General features: G+C 38.1%; 19 protein-coding genes and 1 pseudogene. 9 read left to right on the top strand and 11 right to left on the bottom strand.

The genetic code is table 11. From position 1 onward, the window contains the following. The first annotated feature begins 29 nt into the window (after window positions 1-29). From ACM44_RS05420 to ACM44_RS05405, 4 genes are all read left to right on the top strand, one after another. Window positions 30-2,621 (top strand): AAA family ATPase, encoded by a 2,592-nt coding sequence (locus ACM44_RS05420; RefSeq protein ID WP_048499032.1) that lies wholly within the window; start codon window positions 30-32, stop codon window positions 2,619-2,621. Window positions 2,622-2,794: 173 nt separating this feature from the next. Continuing rightward, the gene (locus tag ACM44_RS05415) at window positions 2,795-3,106 is read left to right on the top strand and encodes a helix-turn-helix domain-containing protein (RefSeq protein ID WP_024566585.1); all 312 of its coding nucleotides are present in this window, start codon (window positions 2,795-2,797) and stop codon (window positions 3,104-3,106) included. Window positions 3,107-3,134: 28 nt separating this feature from the next. Further along, entirely contained in the window at window positions 3,135-3,386 is a 252-nt protein-coding gene (locus ACM44_RS05410) for a helix-turn-helix domain-containing protein (protein WP_436835750.1), read from the top strand. A 272-nt stretch (window positions 3,387-3,658) separates the two neighbouring features. After that, entirely contained in the window at window positions 3,659-4,048 is a 390-nt protein-coding gene (locus ACM44_RS05405) for a response regulator (RefSeq protein ID WP_024566583.1), read from the top strand. A 45-nt stretch (window positions 4,049-4,093) separates the two neighbouring features. Here ACM44_RS05405 and ACM44_RS05400 read toward each other — a convergent pair whose 3' ends face one another. The 8 genes from ACM44_RS05400 to ACM44_RS05370 form a co-directional block, all read right to left on the bottom strand. Next, on the bottom strand, window positions 4,094-4,840 hold the full coding sequence (locus ACM44_RS05400) for a hypothetical protein (RefSeq protein ID WP_209390110.1): 747 nt from the start codon (window positions 4,838-4,840) through the stop codon (window positions 4,094-4,096). Next, entirely contained in the window at window positions 4,840-5,085 is a 246-nt protein-coding gene (locus tag ACM44_RS15695) for a hypothetical protein (RefSeq protein ID WP_241477145.1), read from the bottom strand. The genes ACM44_RS05400 and ACM44_RS15695 overlap by 1 nt, the downstream gene beginning before the upstream one ends. 351 nt (window positions 5,086-5,436) lie before the next feature. Beyond that, window positions 5,437-5,631: a hypothetical protein gene (locus ACM44_RS05395; RefSeq protein ID WP_024566581.1), complete on the bottom strand. Its 195-nt coding sequence runs from the start codon at window positions 5,629-5,631 to the stop codon at window positions 5,437-5,439. A gap of 18 nt (window positions 5,632-5,649) precedes the next feature. After that, window positions 5,650-6,087, bottom strand: coding sequence for a hypothetical protein (locus tag ACM44_RS05390; RefSeq protein WP_024566580.1), 438 nt, complete (start codon window positions 6,085-6,087; stop codon window positions 5,650-5,652). 4 nt (window positions 6,088-6,091) lie between these two features. After that, entirely contained in the window at window positions 6,092-6,586 is a 495-nt protein-coding gene (locus ACM44_RS05385; RefSeq protein WP_048499031.1) for a DUF1281 family ferredoxin-like fold protein, read from the bottom strand. A gap of 2 nt (window positions 6,587-6,588) precedes the next feature. After that, window positions 6,589-6,996, bottom strand: coding sequence for a hypothetical protein (locus tag ACM44_RS05380; protein WP_048499030.1), 408 nt, complete (start codon window positions 6,994-6,996; stop codon window positions 6,589-6,591). A 51-nt stretch (window positions 6,997-7,047) separates the two neighbouring features. Continuing rightward, window positions 7,048-8,121, bottom strand: coding sequence for a DUF932 domain-containing protein (locus ACM44_RS05375; RefSeq protein WP_048499029.1), 1,074 nt, complete (start codon window positions 8,119-8,121; stop codon window positions 7,048-7,050). Between the two features lie 544 nt (window positions 8,122-8,665). Further along, the gene (locus ACM44_RS05370; RefSeq protein WP_048499028.1) at window positions 8,666-9,916 is read right to left on the bottom strand and encodes a site-specific integrase; all 1,251 of its coding nucleotides are present in this window, start codon (window positions 9,914-9,916) and stop codon (window positions 8,666-8,668) included. A 533-nt stretch (window positions 9,917-10,449) separates the two neighbouring features. Here ACM44_RS05370 and ACM44_RS05365 point away from each other — a divergent pair. From ACM44_RS05365 to ACM44_RS05345, 5 genes are all read left to right on the top strand, one after another. Beyond that, window positions 10,450-12,660: a TonB-dependent receptor domain-containing protein gene (locus tag ACM44_RS05365; protein ID WP_048499027.1), complete on the top strand. Its 2,211-nt coding sequence runs from the start codon at window positions 10,450-10,452 to the stop codon at window positions 12,658-12,660. Window positions 12,661-12,805: 145 nt separating this feature from the next. Continuing rightward, entirely contained in the window at window positions 12,806-13,360 is a 555-nt protein-coding gene (gene ruvC, locus ACM44_RS05360) for a crossover junction endodeoxyribonuclease RuvC (RefSeq protein ID WP_048499026.1), read from the top strand. Between the two features lie 142 nt (window positions 13,361-13,502). Further along, window positions 13,503-14,573 carry a DUF4407 domain-containing protein gene (locus ACM44_RS05355; RefSeq protein ID WP_048499180.1) on the top strand — a complete coding sequence of 357 codons (1,071 nt, stop codon included), beginning with the start codon at window positions 13,503-13,505 and terminating at the stop codon, window positions 14,571-14,573. A 272-nt stretch (window positions 14,574-14,845) separates the two neighbouring features. Beyond that, complete coding sequence (locus ACM44_RS05350) at window positions 14,846-15,436, top strand: phage tail protein (protein WP_083993651.1); 591 nt, start codon at window positions 14,846-14,848, stop codon at window positions 15,434-15,436. A 4-nt stretch (window positions 15,437-15,440) separates the two neighbouring features. Next, complete coding sequence (locus ACM44_RS05345; protein WP_048499025.1) at window positions 15,441-16,127, top strand: T9SS type A sorting domain-containing protein; 687 nt, start codon at window positions 15,441-15,443, stop codon at window positions 16,125-16,127. 63 nt (window positions 16,128-16,190) lie between these two features. On the opposite strand, the gene ACM44_RS05340 is transcribed toward ACM44_RS05345, so the two are convergent. From ACM44_RS05340 to nirK, 3 genes and pseudogenes are all read right to left on the bottom strand, one after another. Further along, on the bottom strand, window positions 16,191-16,763 hold the full coding sequence (locus tag ACM44_RS05340) for an SCO family protein (RefSeq protein WP_048499178.1): 573 nt from the start codon (window positions 16,761-16,763) through the stop codon (window positions 16,191-16,193). Between the two features lie 106 nt (window positions 16,764-16,869). Then, window positions 16,870-17,706: a formylglycine-generating enzyme family protein gene (locus ACM44_RS05335; protein WP_053215437.1), complete on the bottom strand. Its 837-nt coding sequence runs from the start codon at window positions 17,704-17,706 to the stop codon at window positions 16,870-16,872. Between the two features lie 53 nt (window positions 17,707-17,759). Beyond that, window positions 17,760-18,773: pseudogene (gene nirK / locus ACM44_RS05330) on the bottom strand (copper-containing nitrite reductase); the annotation flags it as partial. Between the last annotated feature and the right edge of the window lie 165 nt (window positions 18,774-18,938).

Below are 18,938 nucleotides of genomic sequence, written 5' to 3'. Positions count from 1 at the left end.
GGACGCAACATAAATTAAATATATAAATAATGTCTATATATCAGGATATTTTAAACTGGTCACAAGGTGGCAGACAAGCGTTTGTCCAAGATGCTTTACGAAGACTTGTTACATCAACAACACTTACACAAAACGATATTGATGAACTTGTTCAATTAGTGAAAAAAGAATGCGGCGACAATACAATAGCTTTAAACCCTATTCCGCTTGACAGCACTCACATTCCAACAACAACTGCGACAATTGGAAGTTATCCCAAACTACTTAGCCTAAACAACCCGATTAATATTTGTGCCTTACACAATCAAGGAGGTTTACAATTTTCCAATACGGGTTTGACAGTAGTTTATGGCGGAAATGGTTCGGGGAAATCAAGCTACTCACGTATTTTGAGAAAGCTTTGTTGGAGCCGAAATCCAAGCGTTACACTAAAAAAGAATGTTTTCAATCCATCCTCTAATCAACAACAAGTTGATTTTGTTGTAGAAAACAATGGTTCAAACATTAGTTTTTCTTGGACAGAAAATAGTCCGAGTAACCCTATCCTTAATTCAATTTTTCTTTTTGACAATGATTGTGGAGATATTTACATCAATAATGAAAATCCTACAGAATATAAACCTGTTGGAATTGATGTTTTAGAAAAGCTGGTTTCAACTTTTGGAAGTATTTCGCAAGCATTTAGTTTGTCTGTTGCCTCATACATTACACAAAAACCAGAGTTGCCACAAAATTTACTTCAATCCTCCACAGGACAATGGTATGGAACGATAGAAAATTTACAGCGAGCTAACGTTGATTCATATATCCAATTTACTCAAACAAACATTGATAGAAAGCAAGAACTTACAAACTTAATAACAGCACAAAACCCCCAGCAAAATATTACGAATTTAAACAGTCAAAAAGGTCGAATCAGTAACTATATTCAACAATTACAACAAATAGAATCGTTATTCAACGAACAAAAAATAAACGAAGTAAGGGCAAACAGAACCACTTTTGAAAGCGTAAACGAAGCGTATCAAATTGCTACTACAGAACTACAAAATATAAACTCGTTGGAAGGGTTTGGTACAAATCCTTGGCGAACATTGTGGGAAGCAGCAAAAAATTATGCTCAAAGTTCAAATCTGTCAGACGGTCAAACTTTTCCCTCTTTAATTTCATTGGAAAAATGCGTGTTGTGCCAACAGGAACTTGATGAAGCAGCGCAACAAAGATTGACGACATTCAATCAATTCGTTTTGAATGACGTTTCAACGCAATTAAACGCAATTAACCTTACAATCCAACAAAAACATAACTTATACAATTCATTAGTTATCCCGCCTATTGAAAACCTGACAGAATTAGAACAGTTTATACCAGATTTCAGAACGAACTATACTCAATTTTCTGATTCTGTTTCCACATTCAGAAATTCAATCATCTCATTTTTACAAAATGGTGGTGAATTGAACATCAATTTACAATCTCTGACCCCAGAGATAACAAATATAATTCCGAACATTGATTCTCAAATTGCACAAAACACTCAACTTGTACAAAATAGAAATGCTTTAGTTGCTGAACTTAGTGAGCTAACTGCTAAAGAATTTTTGTTTAACAACAAGACGACAATTCTTCGATATTTCGATGAATACAAATACAAATCTTGGATAAGTCATTGTCAATCGCAACTTACGACTACTGCAATCTCACGAAAAATTGGCGAGTTAATGGAAAATCAAGCTGTGAGTTTGCAACACCAAGAGTTTATTTCACATCTTAATTTCTTTAATCGTGATTTGGCAAGTAAAGTTTTGATTTCAAAAACGAGAACCAGTCAAGGAAATACATTTCAAAAATGCGGTTTGAACGGTATCAATGATTCAATCAATTCAATTCTAAGTGAAGGTGAGCAAAAACTTATTGCCTTGTCTAATTTTTTAGCTGAATGCACGATAGACAATCGTCTGAACACAATCATATTTGATGACCCTGTTACGTCATTAGATATGGATTATAGAGATAAAATTTCAGATAAAATTGTTCAACTTTCCCAAAACCGACAGATAGTTGTATTTACTCACGATTTATCATTTTTACGCCTGCTTATAGATACACATAAAGCAATCACGTCAGTGGATTGCGCGATAATAGGAATTGACAAATACAATGGGGTAAGTGGTATTGTTACAGATGAAATTCCATATTTAGCTAAAAATGTACAAGAAAGAGTTGATTCTATCCGAAGAATATTATCCGAGCACGATGCTCTTGCATTAACTGATGCACACGGACGAGAAACCAAACTTGATTCTGCAAGAAAAAGATTTAGGATGTTGTTGGAACGCTCTGTTGAGGAAGTTTTATCCAATAAAACTTACGAGCGGTTTTCTAAAAACATTCATTTAAAAAAGGGTAATTTATCAAGCTATATCGTCACAGAGCAAACAGACGTTGACTTTCTTTTAAATTTATTCGGAAAATATTCCGTGACGGAACACGATGGAGGGACTTCAACAATTCCGCTATTACCAACTAAAACAGAAATTGACCAGGATGTTACAGATTATTCTAATTGGAAAAATGGCTTTAAAACTAAATTACGGACATTCCAAGCGACATACAATTAAATAAGTATTTCCAAATAGTAGTAAAATCGGATAACCCAAAAGGTTATCCGATTTTTTGTTTATGGCAAAAGTAAACCGCCAAACACTACCTCTCAAAGCCAAACCCTGCAACATTCCCTATCACTACTACAAGCCTTTATAAATTCGACTTCCACAGAAAAAATGAGCAGATTATGGAAGTTATCGCAATACAAAAGTCCGCATTGGACGGAATGAATAATGGGCTACGGGAACTTTTGGAACTGACCGAAAATGCCACGAGAAAATACACGCCTATTTTCAAAGAAGAGAAGTGGCTCGATAACCAAGAAGTATGTTTGATGATGAACATAACCAAACGGACTTTGCAGACCTACAAGGACAAAGGCTTATTGCCCTATTCCCGACTAAACCGTAAGAATTATTATAAACGCTCGGACGTGCAGGCTTTGCTCGAAGCCGGACAGCCGTACAATACTACCGAAAATGGATTTATTCACGAATGACAATGAAGAAATCATTGTCCATCAGGAAATGATAACGCAACTAAGAAACCGTATCGAAAGCATATTGAAAAACTACCGCCCTGTAATGAACGGCGAAATATACCTTTCGGGCGAAGATGTGTGTAAGTTGCTCCATATCAGCAAACGGACTTTACAGCAATATCGTGATGATAATATCCTGCCGTATATACAAATAGGCGGTAAGATTATTTACAAGGAAAGCGATATTCTGACAATACTGGAACAGAATTATATTTCACATAAAGCAGTTTTACCGTAACCTTTTTGTATTATATGCTATCAAAAAGGAAAGAGTTCAGTATCTTTGTTATCGAAAATATAGAAAATACTTAAAGTGTTTTTGCTTTAAGTCCCACATTGAAAACTGGTAATTTTTAAGACAACGGGACAGATAAGTAGGAACGCTCACGTCATAGGCGTGGGCGCTCGCTTATTCGTTGTCGGGTATACCAGTGCCTCAATGTCGGTAAGTGTAGTTTGCCTGCGCCTTCTTTTTTGTGCGGGGCTACATCAACACAAAAAAGGTATGATATGGAAACTGGTACAGCACAACAAAGAATTACTCTTGCCTTTATCAATGATAACAGTCCGATTTTGGATTTGACCTGTGATAACCTCGTTGCTTCAGGGCTTGAAGTATTATTTCGTTCGGAAAACATTGAAGACGGATTATCTCAATTATCAGCATTAAAAGAGCTTCCCAAAGTTTGTATTATAGACCTTGATTTTTACAACAAGAATGTGCTTGAGCAGCTTCAAAAATTAAGAACGCAATATCCAACCATTAAGCTGATTGCCCATAGCGATATTGATACAGAAAAAACAGTAAAATCTCTTTTAGAGATTGGTTTTGCAGGTTATCTGCTTATTGGCAGCGATGCAGATGATTTTAGAAAAGCCATTGAAGTAGCGACCAAGTAACTATTAGCAATCATTTTCGTATCCGAATTTCAATGATAAATTTTATTAAATTTCATATATAATACCGACAATCTTATTATTATCTAATGTAATTGTCATTTGTTCATATTTAAGATTGAACTTACTTCCTTTGTCAACTGAAGAAGGAAAATATTTTACACCAATAGTGACATTGGGCAAATTAAAATTCCAAGATGACCTAATTTTAAAATCCTTGCCGCATAATTCTTGTTCGGAAGAACTAAGGTATTCTTTGAATTTTGAAATTCCTTCGACTTCAAAAATGGTTTTCCAATTCTTACGTTTCTCAAAAATTATTTGTTCGTCAAGATGTTTCAGAATATTACTTTCATCGGAGCTATTACAAGCATTTATAAAATCACGGATGATTTTTCGAGGTAGCTTTTGAATTTCTCTGATTTCTTTCTTTTTGTTTTCAAGATATATGTTAAAATCGTTTTCTACAACATCAGATATTTTGTAAAATCCCCATTGGAAAGCCTCTTGAGGAGATTTGTAAAGTTTATCTTTTAAAATTTCAGCATTGCCATCCTCATTTTTTGTTTTGAAGTCATCTAACAACAAAAAACCTTTTTCATCGGTGGTTTTGTTAATGCCATCCACAATATTAATAAAGTAATATTCCTCTTTGTCTTCAAATAAAACTTTGATTTTAGGGCTGAATTTTTCAGGTTTGCTTGCTGAGGTTTTTACAAGATATTTCGTTTCATTTAATGGATTTTCAATCTGTCTTCCCCAACCATCAGTCGATAATTCAGACTGGTATCTCATTATTTGAATTCTATTTCTTTTCGCCCTTTTTCAAGGTTTTTAGTAAATTCATATCCTGGGAAACTATTGAGAATTGCTGTATCCAATTCCCATTCTTCATAATCGCTCGTGAAATTTATTTGATAACTAAATTCATATTCTCGTATGTAAATTGGAAATTGAAATTTGTTTTCGATAATTTTTTGTTCTATTAAATTAATATCAGGCTTTCTGTTTACTGTTATTGAAATTTCAGTTTCTATCATTACTTTGATTTAGCGATTTGTAATTGTTGACAAATTTCAAATTTAATCAATTAGAAATTGTTTGATAGCTTACAAAAAAAACAAAAGACAAAATTAACCAAGCGACGTTCTTTTGCTTCTTTTCTTTGGTTGCTGTGTGGAAAGAAAAGAAGTCATTACAAAACAAATAATGGGATACTGAATATCCCACACAATAATATCGTAACCTATTTTGATAAAATGTAAAATGGGGAAAGTGCAGAGCGGTTGCATTTTGACAAAGGGGTTACACCTATTCAATGCAAAAAGACTGTTCCGACCATCGGAAGGATCTGTCTTTTTGCCGCCCGACTTTTCGGGTCAGGCGGTTTGTTAATTTTTCGGGTTATTTAACCCTACTTTTAAAGCTAATAATTTCTCGTGTATATCTGCCCAATATGCCTGTCTTTCCTTATCGCTTTCAACGGGTGGGTTATGCTGATATTCTTTGTACCACCCAGTTTGCCAAATACCTTTTTTAAGGTCAGTAACTTCAATCCAATTTCCGTTTTTATCTCTGATTTTCATTGTGCTGAATTTTTCTGATTAAGCAATTAACTTGATTAATGAAAACTCTTCCGTCCAAAATTCTTCGCTCGTATGCTTTCCGTATGCTGTATAGTAGCCTGTACCGTTTGCCCGCAATACAAGCCTGAAACAATCCAGTCGGTTTTCAGGAACGGTAAACGTTTCCTGCTCTTGCTCGTCAAGCTCCACGAATACCCATTCCTTACCGTTTAGCATTTCTTCAATGTTCGGGTTATCGTCTTCGCCTGTACTGTAAAAATCTACTGCCGTATCATAGTAGTTCATTGAGCAGAAATAAGAATTGCCCTCTAACGGCTTAACCAGTGCAAGCCGTTTTTCCTGTTCTTTTTTCCATTCTTCGGATAGGTGGATAATTGCAAACCCGCAATTATCCCATTCGCTGTTAGTATTGGCTTTAACCAAAATATGTGCTGTCGCTTTATCTGATAGTTTCATCGTTCTAAATTTTAGTGGTGTTTAACTGATTTTCGATTTTACGTTCTAATAGGGTGTCGAGTATTTCCCATTCGCTGTCGTACTCCTTGCCCTCAAAATGGTAGGTGTCTGTGTCCTCGTCTAATTCATAGCTGCAAAAGTCCTGACTATCTAAGCAGGTGTTTGTTAGTATGCCGTCTTCAAATATTGCCTGACCATATACTAAGCATCCTAATTCCTCATACTCGTGTGTAAAGTCCACTTTTAAATGTTCGGCTATCTGCTTCACGGCTTCCGTATTTGGCGACCATTTTGTTTCATACTGGAATACGCCCGCACTTTCATTGTCCTGACTGATATTGTAGAAATAATCTCCGTGAGTGTCCTGTACGAAATCGGGTAATTGCCCGCAGTCGTCTTTCTGTTCCTGTTCAGCCATTGATTTGAATAGCTGTGTTATCTGTTCTATTGCTTCGGCTGTTCCCTCAAAAACAACCCAGTTGTTGCACCAATTAGCCATAATTATTTATCGTTTAAGGTTATCTGTAAAAATTTGTCACTCCCGAAAAGCAGGTGTATCGCCTGTTTTAATTGCGGGTCGCATTGTGCATCCTCTGTATATTCAATCAGGCATTGAATGGCGAAAATTGAATGGTGTCCGTCAAAAAAATGGTCTGTAAACCAGTTCGGGCGTTTCCAAAGTGGTTCATTTTTGTCTATCCCTTTTTGTGCATTCTGCACAAGCCTGTACCAAAATTCAGCAGTGAAAAATCCCTTTTGATACCAACCCTCACGAAAGGCGGTTTCATTTTGCAGAAAGTAGTCGCATTGCATTTTTATTGCGTTTTGCAAGTTCTCCAGTTCTTCGGGAAACATTTTGCTTAATAAACCCGCTTTATCGAGGTTATTCATTTTATTTAATGCTTTCATATCTTTTGTTTTTAGTAGGCGACCACCTTTGCAGGCAGTCGCCTTTAATGATTAATTGAAGTTGAAAATCTCTGCTCCTGAATAGACAAAGTCTGTACACAGTTCAAAGGCTTTTTGTGTCTTTAGCTGTGCTGTACCACCCATCACAATGGATTGTAGTTTGGCTTCGCCATTCCTGTAATTGCGTACATTTTGAAAATAGCCTGTAACGGCATTGTAAGCCCCGAATAATGTGCCTTTGGTAGTTGCCATTTGTTGGGTGTCGCTTATCATAGCGTATTCAAAGGCTTCATCTACGGTGTTTTTGAACACGGTGGAAACTTCATCTTCCGCACCTTTTTTGAGTAGGTTAAGCGTTTCTTTGTTCGGGCAAAGTGCCAACTGGATTAGCTTTCTTACTTCTCGGTCTGTTACCCTTACTTTAGCCCAGTCGTTAAAAATGTTCTCTAACTGGGTGCTTAGGGTGTTGGCAAGCCCCATAACCTTGTGAGCGTTTTCAAGGCGTTGTTTTGCTCCTGACGTGTGTTTGATACGCACCACGTTGGTCATACTCCGCAATGAAGCGTTAAGGGTGTTTTGGCATACGATACGGATAGGGGTAAACGCTGCGGTAATACTTCCGCTACCGTCGTGGCTTGTGGTTAAGAAGATGTACTTTTCTGTAACATCGTCGCCGTTACCTACACGGATATAGTCGGGCAGCTTGGCAGTGATAAAAATGCGTTCCCCGTTGCCCAATGCTCCTGCGGTTTCGTACAATATTCCCTCGCCTCCGCCTACAATAGCATCAAAGAAATTAAATGCCTCACGGTTTTGTACGATATGGTAGTCTTTGCCTACTACGCCTAGTGGTGTATTGGTGTCGGTGCGGAGTGTAGCGAAACTGTTAGGTACTAAGATGTCGTTGGCTTCAATCAGCCCTCCGCTGTCGCCTATGCTCATTGTTCTGCCCTGTGTGAACAGTGGGGATTTGATAACCTCGTAATCTAAGCCTGCGTGTACAATTGCTTCCTCGCTTGTTGGGTAATGCTCCACGATTTGCCCCAAACCGTGCCACGCTTTTTGTTGAACGCTGAAAAATGAATGACGTCCTGTTTGCTCGTTGAAATTGATGTTGTGTGCCATAATGCTAAAATTTTGATGTTTGAAAAAATGTTATTTACTCACTCGCTTTTCTCGTTTCCCGCTTCCCGTTGTGGTTTGCTCTGCTTCGCTTCGCATAAATTTTTCCAAAAGAAAAACCGGAAAAAAGAAAGCAGATAATCCAAGCGGGCAACAGCGATGACCAAGAAAAAAAATGATTTAATGGGGGTTCCTTTAGGGGGAAACCGTTCATTCGTTTTTTTTATTGGTGTGTGTGTGCGGTGGCTGCCCGCTATAACTTAGCTGCCTTTTTACCGGTTGATTGTGGAAATTTTCTGTTCTAAATTTTTATGGCATTAATGACCAGGCTATGATAGCCTGCAATAGAAATTTGAAAAATGGAATAGCAGGGAGCGTTAGATAAAGGTTTCGTTTTTCAATTTTCTATTTCTGAAGTAGGTAATAAGCTCTTTTACAGCGTTGGATTGCATAGAGGAAAGTAAATGTGCTTTACCTACACAAAAAGCATAGGCATAAAAAAAGCAGAACCGTTAAGTTCTGCTCATTGTGATTAGATAAAAGCCGATTATATTGCCATCATAAACGCTTCTTCCATTGCTTTGAATTTAGGGGTAACTAAATCCATATCCTTACTGATTTTTTGGCTTGTGATTTTAGCATAAATCTGTGTGGTGGAAATGTTTTTATGCCCCATCATTTTGCTAAGGCTTTCAAGCGGTACGCCCTCGGTCAAAAACATTGTTCCGAAAGTATGCCTTGCCGTGTGAAAGGTTACTTTTTGCTCGGTAATAATTTCTGCCTTTTCAACCAATTTACCTATGTGAGTATTGCAGGTGGCGTTGGTCGGAACCGGAAAGATAAATTCATTCCTTGTCGTACCCTGATATTTCTCAATGATACGTTTAGGGATTTCCATTAACCGAACATTGGAAGCAATATCTGATTTCTTTCTCCTGCTGATAATCCACTGATGACCGTCAAAGAATGATTGAATGTTGTTTCTTGTCAATTTCTTAATATCCGCATAAGCAAGTCCGGTAAAGCAACTGAAAATAAACAAGTCTTTTACCAGTTCATACCGTGGGTGCGACGGAACGCACATCATCAGCTTTTCTACATCTTCTTTAAGGATATAACCCCGGTCGGTTTCTTCCATATTGATTTCATAATCCTGAAAAGGATTATCACGTATCAAGCCCTTTTTAATAGCCAGTTCCACAAGACTTAATACAGGCATCGTATAAACCCAAACCGTATTATGCGAAGATTGTAAATCGTACCGGAGGTAAAAATCAAACTCCCGGATAAAATCGGCAGTCAATTCACGAAAAGCCATATCATCACGATGATAGCGTTCTTTTATAAACGTGGTAAGATGATTGTAAACTGTGATATATTTGTTGTAGGTGCTTTTTGAGCGTTCTTCCTTTTCGACCAGTTTTTTAAAGTTCTCATTTTGGTCGTTGAAAACTTTAAGGATAGCATCATCCATTACCCCAACACCTAAAAACGATAGCTTTACTTTTTGGGCGGTCGCAAAGCCCTCGTGCTTCAGCATATCTTCATAAATCTTGTCGATACGCCCACGTATGTTATCCAGTTTTTTATTGATGCTTAATGCCTGCGCACTTTTGCCCTGAACTCTTCCGTGTTTTAAATCCCAATTATTGGGGTCAATTTCTAACTTTGTTCCGAAAGTTTTCGGGGTTCCGTCAATGGTAATACGTGCCATAATCGGGGCATTACCGTTCTTTTTCAGTTCGTTCTTTTTCAAATAGAAAAGCAGTTTGAACGTCGATTTTTTTGTCTGTTCCATAACTCAAATGTTTAATGTTTAAAATTAAATTACATTGAGTTACAAGGGAATGTAGAAAAGGGCGCAAAAGACTGAAATATAATCAGTTAAGCCATATCATTACCTTTGTCAATCGGTAACGAATTAGTAACCTAACCTTGTCAATTTAAGCCCCAAACCTATCAGACACCGACTTCCGAACTAAGACTACTCTTTTTATAAAGCCTTGTATAGCAAAGGTTTTAACCGTTTTGCTTATTTTTGCTTTTTACTAATCTTTTTTCTGAAAAATAATCTGGAAAGATGTAATGTTTTGCATCTTAAGATTGTCATATACCTGAAGTCCTAAAATTTCATCAAAATTTTTTAAGCTGATTATCAATGCGTTGAATGAAAGAATATGTTTTTATTAGTACTTTGTATTGCATGATACTAAAATAAAAACATATCTTTGCAAAAGAAATTAGTAAATGAAATAAAGAACTGATGAGATTAAGTTTTTTAGGCAATGAACTTTTTCGAGTAAATATTAAACATTAAATCAAAATTAAATTATGAAAACACTTATCCTACCCATCTTTTTGCTTGCAGCAACATTTTCGTTTGCACAAATGCAAGATTCCGCCAAAGCTAAAACGATCGATGAAGTAGTCATGACGAAAAAAGTCTTCCAAAAAAAGGCGGACCGGTTGGTTTTTGATGTTGCTTCTTCGCCGATCGCCAAAGGTTCAAACGCTTTTGACCTGCTGAAGGAAACACCGATGATTTCTGCATCAGACGATAAAACCCTGCAGATTCTTGGAAAAAATGCGGTCCTGATTTATTTGAATGGAAGAAAAAGCAATATGTCGCCAGATGCGGTGATCGAACTTTTGAAATCGATGCCATCTGAAAACATCCAGAAAATTGAGGTCATCACCATGCCGTCTTCTGAATTTGCTGTGGAAGGAAATCAGGGAATCGTGAACATCGTGCTGAAGAAAAAGCCTACAGACGGATTGAACGGGAACCTGAAAATGGAAAACAACCAGTCTTATTTTAACAGTCAAAAAGCTTCGGTTACTTTGAATTACCGAAAAGATAAGTTGGGTATTTCAACTAATTTTAATGCGGGACAAAACAACAATCGCCAGTTTCTTTCGCTGGCAAACGGGAACAAGGACTTCAGTCAAACTTCAGCCGGTAATATTGATAATTTTGGAACAAATCTGAGCGGCTACCTGAATCTGGATTTTGAGATCAACGAAAAGCAGAATCTTGGTTTTTCTTACAACAATTACACTTACCGCTCCAAAGAGCTTCACACGGATTTATTTAATGTACTGACCAATTTGAAAACGGGTGAAATCTTCCGAAACAGGACTGAAAACTTTGGCAATACAAAGTCCGATGACCACTCGTTCAACTTGAATTACGAACTGAAAACCGATGACAAAGGCAGCAAACTGAGCATCAGTTCTTCTTATCTGAAACATATCAAAAAAGAAGAAATTACAGGTTCCACCATCGAACAGGATGCGCAACAGAATAACGGTGAGCTGCTGAAACAGTTCCAGCAAAATATTCCGCTGGGAATAGACAATATTGGGATTTTGGCGGATTATGTAAAGAAAATGAACAACGATTACACTTTAAGTTTTGGTGCTAGTTTTAACCACACAAAAACCGATAGCGACACGAAATTCACCAATATCCTTCCACCGACGGGAATTGATTTGAACCAATCCAATCACTTTCTCTATACTGAGAAAATTCCGAGCGCATATATCACTTTAGAGAAAAATTTTGGTGAAAAATGGACCAGCAAAGCCGGGTTCCGATTTGAAAAAACGATGTCTGACGGAATTGTGCTGGATAAAAATATCACCATTAACCGCGACAATAATAGTTTTCTTCCTTACTTGAGTTTGAGTTACAATCCGAATCAGAAGCATAATTTTTCTTACAGTTTTTCCAGCAGGATCCAGCGTCCACCGTTTTGGGCAATTGCGCCGAACAAAATCTATTTGACAGAAACGAATTATATTCAGAACAATCCATTTGCAAAACCTGAAACTTACTACAACCAGGAATTGATGTATATGTATAAAAATGCGTATTTCTTGAACTTCAGCCATTCTTATGTGAAAGATGCATCAGAGCAGATTCCACTTCAGGGAATTAATTCGAAAGATCAGCGGGTTTTGGCGTACATCAGAACGAATTATGGTGACAAACAGGAGATGACCGCTTCACTGGGAATGCAGAAAACTTTCTTCAAAGGAATCTGGGTGGCCAATAACAGTGCATTTTTAGGACATCATCTTTACAAAGGTGAAGTAGCTGAGGACCCAACTGATACGCAGCACGAAGTTACTTTCAATAAGAATGTGATTGACTACAATACTACCTTTTACGGAGTTAATCTTCAGAATACCATTAGGTTAAGTAGTAAAAAGGATTGGTTTCTTGGCGTGAATTATTTCTATACTTCAAGTTTGATGATTGAATTGGGAAAACTGGAACCTGTACATGGATTGAATTTGTCTCTAAAGAAAACAATGGATAACTGGACGTTTAATTTGCAGGTAAGAGACGTGTTCCACACCTCAGAAATTAAGATTACCGGATATCAGAACAACGGCGACTATAATATTGTGGATCAAAGTCAATATAGAAGAAGGTTTAACTTCACCGCAACCTATACTTTTGGAAACCAGAAATTGCAGAAAATCAGAAATATCGGTGGCGCGAATGATGATGTGAAAAATAGGACGGGGAACTAACCGAAGAAAAGGACTGAAATTTCAAAACTCATATCAAATTTAAATTTTATTGTTCTCCTTAGAATCAGCATTCTTTTTAGAAATGCTGATTCTTCCTTTTAAAATTTCAAGTTGCGCTCAATTCCTAATTCCTTAATTTTGCCAAATGCAAACCGAAAAAATTATTTTAGGAATCGATCCGGGAACTGCGGTGATGGGATTTGGGATTATTTCTGTAAAAGGAAACAACATGGAACTGGTTTCCATCCACGAACTGATTCTGAAAAAATATCCCAACCACGAAACCAAACTTAAATATATTTTTGAACGAACCTTATCTTTGATCGATGAGTTTCATCCCGATGAAGTGGCGCTGGAAGCTCCCTTCTTTGGAAAAAACGTGCAGTCTATGTTGAAGTTAGGCAGGGCACAAGGTGTTGCAATGGCCGCAAGTTTGCACCGAAATATCCCAATTACAGAATATTCCCCGAAAAAAGTGAAAATGGCAATCACAGGAAACGGAAATGCCAGTAAAGAGCAAGTCGCAGGAATGTTAAAAAATCTTTTAAGATTAGCTGAGTTTCCCACGAAATATCTCGATGCTTCCGATGGTTTGGCGGTAGCGGTGTGCCACCATTTCAATATGGGAAGTATTGCCACAGATAAAAATTACACGGGATGGGAAAGTTTCCTGAAAGAAAATCCCGATCGACTGAAATAAGATAATCGCCACAATTGCAGGGCTTTGAATTGTAAATTGATTTTACAGAAATCTTACAACCAATTTACTTTGCATAACCCAATACTATCTGTAACATTGTTGCGTTTTAATGGACGAATTGTTTAATTCAATTTTTCAGAAAATGAGACCTCAAAAAATCAATCCAATTAACGCCAATCAAAAAATGAACTGGTTTCAGAAATTTCTGATGATCTGTTCAGGCGGAAATATTCATATTTTAAGAAAAACTCCAAGTGAATGGAACAAGTTTGCAGGCATTGGTGGAATCGTTTTGTTCACCGCAGTCTTTGCCACGCTTTCGGCAGGATATGCGATGTTTACCGTTTTCGATGATGCATGGATTTCTGTGGGATTTGCAATGCTGTGGGGTTTGATGATCTTCAACCTGGACCGCTATATTGTTTCCTCCATAAAAAAGACCGGAACTTGGTGGAATCAGATTTTAATGGCAATTCCGAGATTGATTTTGGCGGCGTTTTTAGGAATCATTATTTCGAAACCGTTGGAATTAAAGATTTTCGAGAAGGAAGTGAATAAGCAGCTGAACACCATTATCCAAAGAAACAAAACCCAGCTTCAGGCGGAAATGAACAGCAGGATCCTGCAGCAATCCGGTCCTTTTGAGACGGAAAAGAAACAGATCCAGACCAAAATTGGTGATTACCAAAAAGCATATGATTCGGCAGCGGTGGAACTGGAAAAAGAAATTCTAGGGAAACAGTCGGGTTTGACTTCAGGGAAAGTCGGATTTGGAACCAATGCCAAAAGAAAATCCGAACTGAAGGAACAGCGCCGCCACGATTTGGAAGACTATCAGAAGTCGATGGCTCCAAGATTGAAATATTTGGACCAAGAAATTTCAAAAGTGTACACCAATATCGAAACGGAAAGGAACAAAACCGAGACCTTCGAAGACCGATTCAATGGATTTGCTGCGAGGCTTCAGGCGTTGGATGAACTCGGAAAAAGCTCCGCGATCATCGGACTTGCCGCATCATTTATCTTAGGATTATTTATCTGTCTGGAGATTTCGCCGGTTTTGGTGAAATTGATTTCATCAGTGGGACCTTATGATTACCTTTTAGACAAAACCGAAAACGATTTCAGGCTTTATGCCAAAGAGAAAATGGAAAAAGGAAATGCTGGAACCGATTGGCGGATTGATGATTTTAAGGAAAATCTCCCAAAATAGTTGATTGGATCCTGCCATCGTATTTTCAATGGATTACGTTTAATACCGCTTCTTCATTATGGATTCGCCATTTCGCTGTTTTCCTTACAATTCCGGTGTTTAATTGCTTTTACTTAAGCATAAACATGGTAAGTTTGATAAATTAACAAAAAATTAACTTTAATATTTAGAGTTTTATATTCATAGCTTTGTAACTTTGAATTTATAGATAGGCTCTTTTACCGAGGGGTACGTGTCTGATTCAATATTTTTAACATTAAAAACTAAAGACTATGAGAAAATTTTTCTTTGCGGCCTTGTTGATGGCCGCTTTTTCATCACCACTATCGATGAAAGCGCAAGCTACTGAACCGTTTATCGGACAAATTGCTTTCGTGGCGTTTAACTTTGCTCCGGTTGGATGGGCCGAATGTAACGGACAGATTATGTCGATTGCACAAAATACCGCGTTATTTTCTCTTTTGGGAACAACTTACGGGGGTAATGGAACCACCACTTTTGCATTACCAGATATGCGGGGAAGAGTTTTGGTGCATAACGGACAAGGTCCCGGTTTATCAAATTATATTCAAGGACAAGTTGGTGGAGTAGAGAGTGTTACACTGACGCAAAATGAAATGCCTGCTCATAGTCATACCGTTAATGCGGTAACTTCGGAAGGAAATCAGAATGTCCCGACCAATGCATTGCCTGCAAACACCAAACTGCTCGATAAAGAATATTCCGACGCCACAGCAAATACCACCATGAAAGCCACCATGGTGAATCCGGCAGGTGCAGGTCAGCCGCACACGAATATCCAACCCTATTTAGCGCTGAAATGTATCATCGCTCTTCAGGGAGTTTATCCTTCTCATCCATAAGGTCATGAATACAAAATTTATCCCCTTATTTTTGTTGATGAGCAGTTTCGTGTTTTCCCAAATAACCTTTAACGGTTGTCACGGATTGCTCGATGACCAAAATTTTGTTTTCAACAACACGGGAACAGACGCGCAGAACAAGAAAATTTACATTACAACTCCGGTTGATGGCGCACAAGATTGTGGAGGAATAGGAACCTGCGAATTAAAAATCCAGTGGAATAATATGCTTACCCGGTGGGAGATCATAGCCGATAGCGGAAATGGAGATTTCGCAAGTACTTTTTTGCTTTACTATAATTCAACGGGAAATAATTTGGCAACAAACCCGCCAAGTAATAGTTTTGGAACCTGGGTTGAAAATACCGCGGTGACCAACGGGGAGTGCGGAGGAAATCTCTCCACCGGAAATTCTGTGCTTACAGGTGATGTGCATTCTTCGGGATTGTCAGTGGATCATTCCACCATCACTAAAATCCAAATTTTTCCAAATCCAGTGGCAGATGTGATTACTATCTCCGGTGTGGAGCAGGTGAATAGCGTAAATGTTTTCAACAGCAACGGACAATTGGTTAAGTCCCAGAATTTTGGAAAAAAAGTGATTGTAAAAGATTTACCTCCAGGAGTTTATGTGCTGAAGGTAATGAGTTCGAATTCCGAAATGAAAGAGTTTAAATTTATCAAAAAATAAACTTTCTGAACAAATTGAAACGGCTGCATTTGATTGCAGCCGTTTTTCTTTTAAGGGGAGTGGTCAGTTCAGTTCATTGAGTTTTTTCGCAATGGCATCTGAGTTCACGCCGGCTCCTTCTTGCTGGTCCACCATTTCTCCGTTTCGGTCAAAAATGGTAATCAGATTAGAATGGGAGAATTCAATAGGGGAAATCTGTTTGTATTTTACAGCAAGAACATTGGCAAACTCGCGAATCGATTCATCATCGCTTACCAGGAAAGTCCACGGGTCGCCGTAAATATTTCTATCTTGTGCGAATTTTTTCAGAACTTCCGGAGTGTCGTTTATGGGGTCAATGGAGATGAGGACAAGGTTGGTATTCTTGATTTTGCTTTTGTCCAATTGATTATAAACCTTCTTCATGTCGGCTACCAAAAGCGGGCAAGAAGTTTTACAGCTCGTGAAAATCATCACGATTGCCAGGTTTTTTCCCTTTAAATCTTTCAGGTGGATGGTTTTTCCATCCTGGTTTTTCCATTGGGAATCGAGGTAGAAAATGGAATCGGTAGTTTTTTTGGCCACCGGAGTTTGCTCTTCTTTTTGGCAGGAAAGAATGGCGAAGAAAGCCAACAGAATTAAAAGGAAGTTTTTCATTTTTTGACTTAAAGTTTTTACCATTAAGGAACTCAAGTTGTTAAGAACAGTTGCAACACTGATTTTTATGTCTTTCAAGGCCTTGATGTTTAACGAAATAGCGTTGTCATTTTATCGTCAGGTCTTTTGCACACCTGAAGCCGAGATTCGCAACGGTGTAATTGGCATTCAAACTTTGCCGGAAAGCGTATCTCATAAAAGAGGCATAATTCAAAATATCGGTGGAAGTGGTTGCTGCACTTGCACAAAACAGGCCTTTGTCATCATATTCCGCTGTTCTCGAATCGTTTGTGGTAAGCACCGAATTGAAATCGCCGGTCCATTCCCAAACCAGATCAAACATATTGTAAACGCCGTAATAATTAGGTTTCGACTGTTTTACCGGGTTTTTTTCCTTGAATTTCACTTCATACTGCTTGATGATGTCTGAAGAGTAGGATGGTTTTTTTCTGGCGTTCGGCGAGGTTTCATCGGCCATTGCCACAAATTCCCATTCGTCAATGGTAGGCAATCTTTTCCCGGCGCTTTTTGCGTAAGCTTTTGCGGCGAACCAGGAAACGAAAGTGACCGGAGCATCTGGGTTCATATCAGCGCCTAAAGTCTCGTCGTCTTTCCAATTCTTCAGATAGGTGGAATCTGCGAAAACCGTTTTCACATGACTTCGTTTCCATTTTGGGTTTTTCTTCACAAAATCCAGAAATTCTGCATTGGTGACAGGTCTTTCATCGATCTGGAAATCCTTTACCAAAATCAAGCTGTCCTGTTTTCCATAAAAAGGTTGGTATTTTCCTCCTTTAATGGAAATCATTTTTACGTCGGGATGGATCGCTTCTTCCTTTTGGTTTTGAAAAGTGAAGTCTTCAGAGGATGCCTGCGGTTTTTCTTTGCATGAAATAAAAAAGATTCCACTGATAATCAATAATATATGTAATATCTTAATCATAATGGAATCTTTTTATAAACAAAAACTAACTAAATAAATTATTGAATCTTATTATAGACTTTCGGATTTTTTTCTCCGGTCACTTTTAATTTTCCTATCGCACCTTTGTTGAATGCTCGGAAAATGGAGTGGTCTACCAAAATGTATTCTCCTGGTTCTTCCACTTTGAATTCCACCATCACAGCACCTCCTGCTGGAATCAAAGTAGTTTGCACATTTTCATTGATTTTGCTTCCGCCTTCTATCCTAACTCTGTCGAAGATTTCGCCGATCACGTGGAAAGAAGAAGCCAGGTTGGGTCCGCCGTTTCCTACGAACAGACGCACGGTTTCGCCCACTTTTGCCTGAAGTTCATTAGCGCCCATCAAAGCATTTTTCTTACCGTTGAAGACTACATAGGTTGGCTTTTCGTCAATTCCTTTGTCTTGGTCAAATTCCTGAAGTCCTTTTTCATCTGTTTTTCCTTTGGTATAAAACTCACCCTGCATGATATAGTATTCTCTATCCACTTTTGGCAGTCCGCCTTCTGGTTCCACCAAAATCATCCCGTACATTCCGTTTGCGATGTGCATTGGAACTGGAGCTGCCGCACAGTGGTACACATAAAGTCCCGGATTCAATGCTTTGAAATTGAAAATAGCTGTTTTTCCCGGAGCCACGTTGGTTGCTTCAGCACCTCCACCCGGACCATTTACAGCATGAAGGTCTATATTGTGTGGCATTACGCTGTTTGAATTGTTTTTAAGGTGAAGTTCCACTTCGTCACCCACTCTTACTCTGATGAAAGTTCCCGGAACAGTGTGGTTAAAAGTCCAGAATTTGTAGGTTACACCGTCTGCAAGTTCACCTTCTTCCTCGGTTGCTTCCAGGTGCACAATTACTTTTTTCGCAGCACGGTCACCAACTGGAGCGGGTACAAACGGCGGTGCAGTTACTTTTTGGGTTTCGGTTTCGCCGCTTACTTTCATGTCAATCGCAGAATTCGCAGATGAGGATTCGCTAGGATTTTGCTTGCATGCTTGGAGCGTCAGTAAACCAACGGCCAAAATAGACACAATCTTTTTCATTTAATTTTCGGTTTAATTATTTTAATTTTCTTACTCTATTTTTAATAGGACAAAAATATCCTAATTAAAATTCAGTTTAAAATTTAATGGTATGAGATTTATCAGACCGGAGCTGTGAATTTATAAAGGCTAAATGTAGGGAAATTTCTTAATATTTTCGCGGAA

It is taken from the genome of Chryseobacterium koreense CCUG 49689, from assembly GCF_001045435.1.
Lineage (GTDB): Bacteria > Bacteroidota > Bacteroidia > Flavobacteriales > Weeksellaceae > Kaistella > Kaistella koreensis.
The sequence above is the reverse complement of the archived record's forward strand: the minus strand, read 5'-3'. Positions and strand labels throughout refer to the sequence as shown.

What these genes read in the sequence shown, in the direction of transcription:
- ACM44_RS05350 (WP_083993651.1), top strand. Translation starts at nt 14,846, where the DNA reads ATGAGAAAATTTTTCTTTGCGGCCTTGTTGATGGCCGCTTTTTCATCA.
- ACM44_RS05405 (WP_024566583.1), top strand. Translation starts at nt 3,659, where the DNA reads ATGGAAACTGGTACAGCACAACAAAGAATTACTCTTGCCTTTATCAAT.
- ACM44_RS05355 (WP_048499180.1), top strand. Translation starts at nt 13,503, where the DNA reads ATGAGACCTCAAAAAATCAATCCAATTAACGCCAATCAAAAAATGAAC.
- ACM44_RS05410 (WP_436835750.1), top strand. Translation starts at nt 3,135, where the DNA reads ATGATAACGCAACTAAGAAACCGTATCGAAAGCATATTGAAAAACTAC.
- ACM44_RS05395 (WP_024566581.1), bottom strand. Translation starts at nt 5,631, where the DNA reads ATGAAAATCAGAGATAAAAACGGAAATTGGATTGAAGTTACTGACCTT.
- ACM44_RS15695 (WP_241477145.1), bottom strand. Translation starts at nt 5,085, where the DNA reads ATGATAGAAACTGAAATTTCAATAACAGTAAACAGAAAGCCTGATATT.
- ACM44_RS05420 (WP_048499032.1), top strand. Translation starts at nt 30, where the DNA reads ATGTCTATATATCAGGATATTTTAAACTGGTCACAAGGTGGCAGACAA.
- ACM44_RS05335 (WP_053215437.1), bottom strand. Translation starts at nt 17,706, where the DNA reads ATGATTAAGATATTACATATATTATTGATTATCAGTGGAATCTTTTTT.
- ACM44_RS05380 (WP_048499030.1), bottom strand. Translation starts at nt 6,996, where the DNA reads ATGAAAGCATTAAATAAAATGAATAACCTCGATAAAGCGGGTTTATTA.
- ACM44_RS05385 (WP_048499031.1), bottom strand. Translation starts at nt 6,586, where the DNA reads ATGGCTAATTGGTGCAACAACTGGGTTGTTTTTGAGGGAACAGCCGAA.
- ACM44_RS05345 (WP_048499025.1), top strand. Translation starts at nt 15,441, where the DNA reads ATGAATACAAAATTTATCCCCTTATTTTTGTTGATGAGCAGTTTCGTG.
- ACM44_RS05390 (WP_024566580.1), bottom strand. Translation starts at nt 6,087, where the DNA reads ATGAAACTATCAGATAAAGCGACAGCACATATTTTGGTTAAAGCCAAT.
- ACM44_RS05340 (WP_048499178.1), bottom strand. Translation starts at nt 16,763, where the DNA reads ATGAAAAACTTCCTTTTAATTCTGTTGGCTTTCTTCGCCATTCTTTCC.
- ACM44_RS05400 (WP_209390110.1), bottom strand. Translation starts at nt 4,840, where the DNA reads ATGAGATACCAGTCTGAATTATCGACTGATGGTTGGGGAAGACAGATT.
- ACM44_RS05415 (WP_024566585.1), top strand. Translation starts at nt 2,795, where the DNA reads ATGGAAGTTATCGCAATACAAAAGTCCGCATTGGACGGAATGAATAAT.
- ruvC (WP_048499026.1), top strand. Translation starts at nt 12,806, where the DNA reads ATGCAAACCGAAAAAATTATTTTAGGAATCGATCCGGGAACTGCGGTG.
- ACM44_RS05375 (WP_048499029.1), bottom strand. Translation starts at nt 8,121, where the DNA reads ATGGCACACAACATCAATTTCAACGAGCAAACAGGACGTCATTCATTT.
- ACM44_RS05370 (WP_048499028.1), bottom strand. Translation starts at nt 9,916, where the DNA reads ATGGAACAGACAAAAAAATCGACGTTCAAACTGCTTTTCTATTTGAAA.
- ACM44_RS05365 (WP_048499027.1), top strand. Translation starts at nt 10,450, where the DNA reads ATGAAAACACTTATCCTACCCATCTTTTTGCTTGCAGCAACATTTTCG.